This window comes from Frondihabitans sp. Leaf304 (assembly GCF_001423105.1).
Classification (GTDB): Bacteria; Actinomycetota; Actinomycetes; order Actinomycetales; family Microbacteriaceae; genus Frondihabitans.
Map to the genome: position 1 here is coordinate 463,041 of NZ_LMNV01000005.1, position 3,207 is coordinate 466,247.

A 3,207-nucleotide genomic window follows, 5' to 3' on the forward strand; every position below is an offset into this window, starting at 1 on the left:
GCTGCGGCGTCAGGGGCCGCACAAGCTACCGGTCGACCGCACGCACCAGCGATTCCTGCACGAACCCGAGCCATTCGTAGACGTTCTCGAGCATCGCCCGGTCGTCGGTGGCCCCCGGCGCGAAGCCCCCGTCGGTCAGGCCGAGCCGGCTCGCGAGCGTGAGCCGCAGGTCGGTGAGACTCCGCAGCCACGCCTGTTCGGCCTCGGGCGTCAGCGGCGCCTTCGGGTCGGCCGACGCGAGGCTCTCGCGGACCATCTCGGCGTTGCGGATCTTGCCCGCCGTCAGATCGTCGACCGTCAGCCGCCGGAACTCGGCATTCGCCTCGTCGTCGTCGGCGTACCCGGGCGGAAGAAGGCGAGACACCGCAGGATCCGACTCGTCTCGCCCTTCGAGCAGGGCCACCAGTTGCCCGGAGAGTTCGGCGATCAGCGCCCTCTCCTCCTCCCCGAGCCCCACGTGCACGCCATCTCGTCTGCGGTGGAACGGCAGCAGGCTCACTCGTCGGCCTTCGACACGGTGGCCCACAGTCCATAGCCGTGAAGGGCGTCGACGTGCATCTCCATCTGCTCGCGGGCACCCGTCGCGACGACGGCCCTGCCCTTCGTGTGCACCTGCATCATGAGGCGTTCGGCCTCCTTTCGGTCGAAACCGAAGTAGCTGCGGAAGACGTACGAGACGTACGACATCAGGTTGACGGGGTCATCCCAGACCAGCGTCACCCAGGGCACATCCGGGGCGACGCGCTGCCGAGTGTCGGTCTCGTCGAGGGTCATGCTCACCCTTCCAGGGTGGCACGACTCATTGAGTGCTGTCGGTGGGAGTTGGTATGCTCGACGCGTCGCGACTGGCGTTCGGGTGGTCTACCACCGGGGAGCGACTGACACGGTTGGTGGCCGTACGCCTGGGCTGCCGCTGGCCCCCGACTGAGCCGAAACCGGCCCTGCCGGATCCTGCTTTCTATCCGTGTGCATTGGAGTCTTCTATGACCACCGTTTCCCCCCAGAACACAGTCAACCGCCAGCCCTCCACCTTCAACTCGCCGCTCTCCGAGGTCGACCCCGAGATCGCGGCGGTCCTCGAGCAGGAGCTCGGTCGCCAGCGCGACTACCTCGAGATGATCGCCAGCGAGAACTTCGTTCCGCGCGCCGTGCTCGAGTCACAGGGTTCCGTGCTCACCAACAAGTACGCCGAGGGCTACCCGGGGCGTCGCTACTACGGCGGCTGCGAATTCGTCGACATCGCGGAGAACCTCGCCATCGAGCGAGCCAAGTCGCTGTTCGGCGCCGAGTTCGCCAACGTCCAGCCGCATTCGGGTGCGCAGGCCAACGCCGCCGTGCTCGCCGCGATCGCCACTCCCGGCGACACGATCCTCGGCCTCGAGCTCTCGCACGGTGGCCACCTCACGCACGGCATGAAGCTCAACTTCTCGGGCAAGCTCTACAACGCCGTCGCCTACGAGGTCGACCCGAAGACCTACCTCATCGACATGGAGATCGTTCGCCAGCAGGCGCTCGAGCACAAGCCGAAGGTCATCATCGCCGGCTGGTCGGCGTACCCGCGCCAGCTCGACTTCGCCGCGTTCCGCGCCATCGCCGACGAGGTCGGCGCGTACCTCTGGGTCGACATGGCGCACTTCGCCGGCCTCGTCGCCGCCGGTCTGCACCCGTCGCCGCTGCCTCACGCCCACGTCGTCTCGTCGACCGTGCACAAGACGCTCGCCGGTCCCCGCTCGGGTGTGATCCTCTCGAACGAGGAGTCGCTCTTCAAGAAGCTCAACTCGGCTGTCTTCCCCGGCCAGCAGGGCGGGCCGCTGATGCACGTGATCGCCGCCAAGGCCACCGCGTTCAAGCTCGCCGCCGAGCCCGAGTTCAAAGACCGCCAGGAGCGCACGATCCGTGGCGCCAAGCTCCTCGCCGAGCGCCTCATGCAGGCCGACGCGAAGGCGGCAGGAGTCGACGTGCTCACCGGTGGAACCGACGTACACCTCGTGCTGGTCGACCTCCGCGCCAGCGAGGTCGACGGCAAGCAGGCCGAGAACCTCCTCCACGAGGTCGGCATCACCGTCAACCGCAACTCGGTGCCGTGGGATCCCCGTCCGCCCATGACGACGTCTGGCGTGCGCATCGGCACCCCGGCTCTGGCGACGCGTGGCTTCGGCGACGAAGAGTTCGCCGAGGTGGCCGACATCATCGCGCTCACGCTGATGCCGAACCCCGATGTCGCGGCCCTCGCAGCCCGCGTGAAGGTTCTCACCGACGCGTTCCCGCTCTACGCATGACGACTGCCCCCCAGGCGGCGGCCGAGAGCGTTCAGCAGGCCGTGAAGATCGACGGCACGGCATTGGCTGCGACCGTGAAAGAAGACCTGCGGGTGCGGGTCGCGGCGCTGAAGGCCACGGGCATCCACCCGGGGCTCGGCACCATTCTCGTCGGCGCCAACCCCGGATCCTTGTCGTATGTCGCGGGCAAGCACCGCGATTGCGCCGAGGTGGGGATCGAGTCGATTCGGCTCGACCTGCCAGAGACCGCCTCCGAGAGCGACATTCGCGATGCGATCCGGTTCATGAACCAGAACCCGCTCGTCACGGCGTTCATCATCCAGCTGCCGCTGCCCGAGGGCATCGACCCGACGGCGATGCTCGAGCTGATGGATCCCCTCAAAGACGCCGACGGCCTGCACCCGGTCAACCTGGGTGAGCTCGTGCTGGCTGTGCCGGGCGGTAAAGGATCCATCGATACGCCGCTCCCGTGCACGCCGCGGGGCATCGTCGCCATGCTGCGGGCGTACGACATCCCGATCGCGGGGCAGCACGTCACCATCATCGGCCAGGGGCTGACCGTCGGTCGCCCGCTCGGGCTGCTGCTGACGCGCCTCGAGGCGACCGCGACGCTGACGCACTCGCGCACAGCCGACGTCGCCGCCGAGGTGCGCCGCGCCGACATCGTGGTGGCCGCCGCGGGAGTGGCGGGGCTCGTGAAACCCGACTGGGTGAAGCCGGGCGCCGCCGTGATCGACGTCGGCATCACGCGGGTGCTCGACGCCGAGACGGGCAAGTACCGGCTGCGCGGCGACGTCGACCCCGAGGTCGCGGCGGTGGCGGGCTACCTGTCGCCGGTGCCGGGCGGCGTCGGGCCGATGACGCGGGCCATGCTGCTGGCGAACGTGGTCGAGGCGGCCGAGCGAAAGTAGCGGGCGCCCCCCCCCCC

4 protein-coding genes and 1 riboswitch are annotated in these 3,207 nt (G+C 68.8%); of the genes, 2 read left to right on the forward strand and 2 right to left on the reverse strand.

The window, feature by feature from the left end; all coding sequences use genetic code 11:
* Window positions 1-25 precede the first annotated feature (25 nt).
* Together ASF54_RS15665 and clpS are read right to left on the reverse strand one after the other, a co-directional pair.
* On the reverse strand, window positions 26-526 hold the full coding sequence (locus tag ASF54_RS15665) for a DUF2017 domain-containing protein (protein WP_442855790.1): 501 nt from the start codon (window positions 524-526) through the stop codon (window positions 26-28).
* Window positions 496-774: an ATP-dependent Clp protease adapter ClpS gene (gene clpS / locus ASF54_RS15670; protein WP_055965199.1), complete on the reverse strand. Its 279-nt coding sequence runs from the start codon at window positions 772-774 to the stop codon at window positions 496-498. The genes ASF54_RS15665 and clpS overlap by 31 nt, the downstream gene beginning before the upstream one ends.
* A 57-nt stretch (window positions 775-831) precedes the next feature.
* Window positions 832-915: riboswitch (ZMP/ZTP riboswitch) on the forward strand.
* Between the two features lie 68 nt (window positions 916-983).
* Here clpS and glyA point away from each other — a divergent pair.
* Both glyA and ASF54_RS15680 read left to right on the forward strand, forming a co-directional pair.
* The gene (gene glyA / locus ASF54_RS15675) at window positions 984-2,279 is read left to right on the forward strand and encodes a serine hydroxymethyltransferase (protein ID WP_055965201.1); all 1,296 of its coding nucleotides are present in this window, start codon (window positions 984-986) and stop codon (window positions 2,277-2,279) included.
* A complete protein-coding gene (locus ASF54_RS15680; protein WP_055965204.1) occupies window positions 2,276-3,190 on the forward strand; it encodes a bifunctional methylenetetrahydrofolate dehydrogenase/methenyltetrahydrofolate cyclohydrolase in 915 nt (304 codons plus the stop codon). Before glyA ends, ASF54_RS15680 begins: the two co-directional genes overlap by 4 nt.
* Window positions 3,191-3,207: the final 17 nt, after the last annotated feature.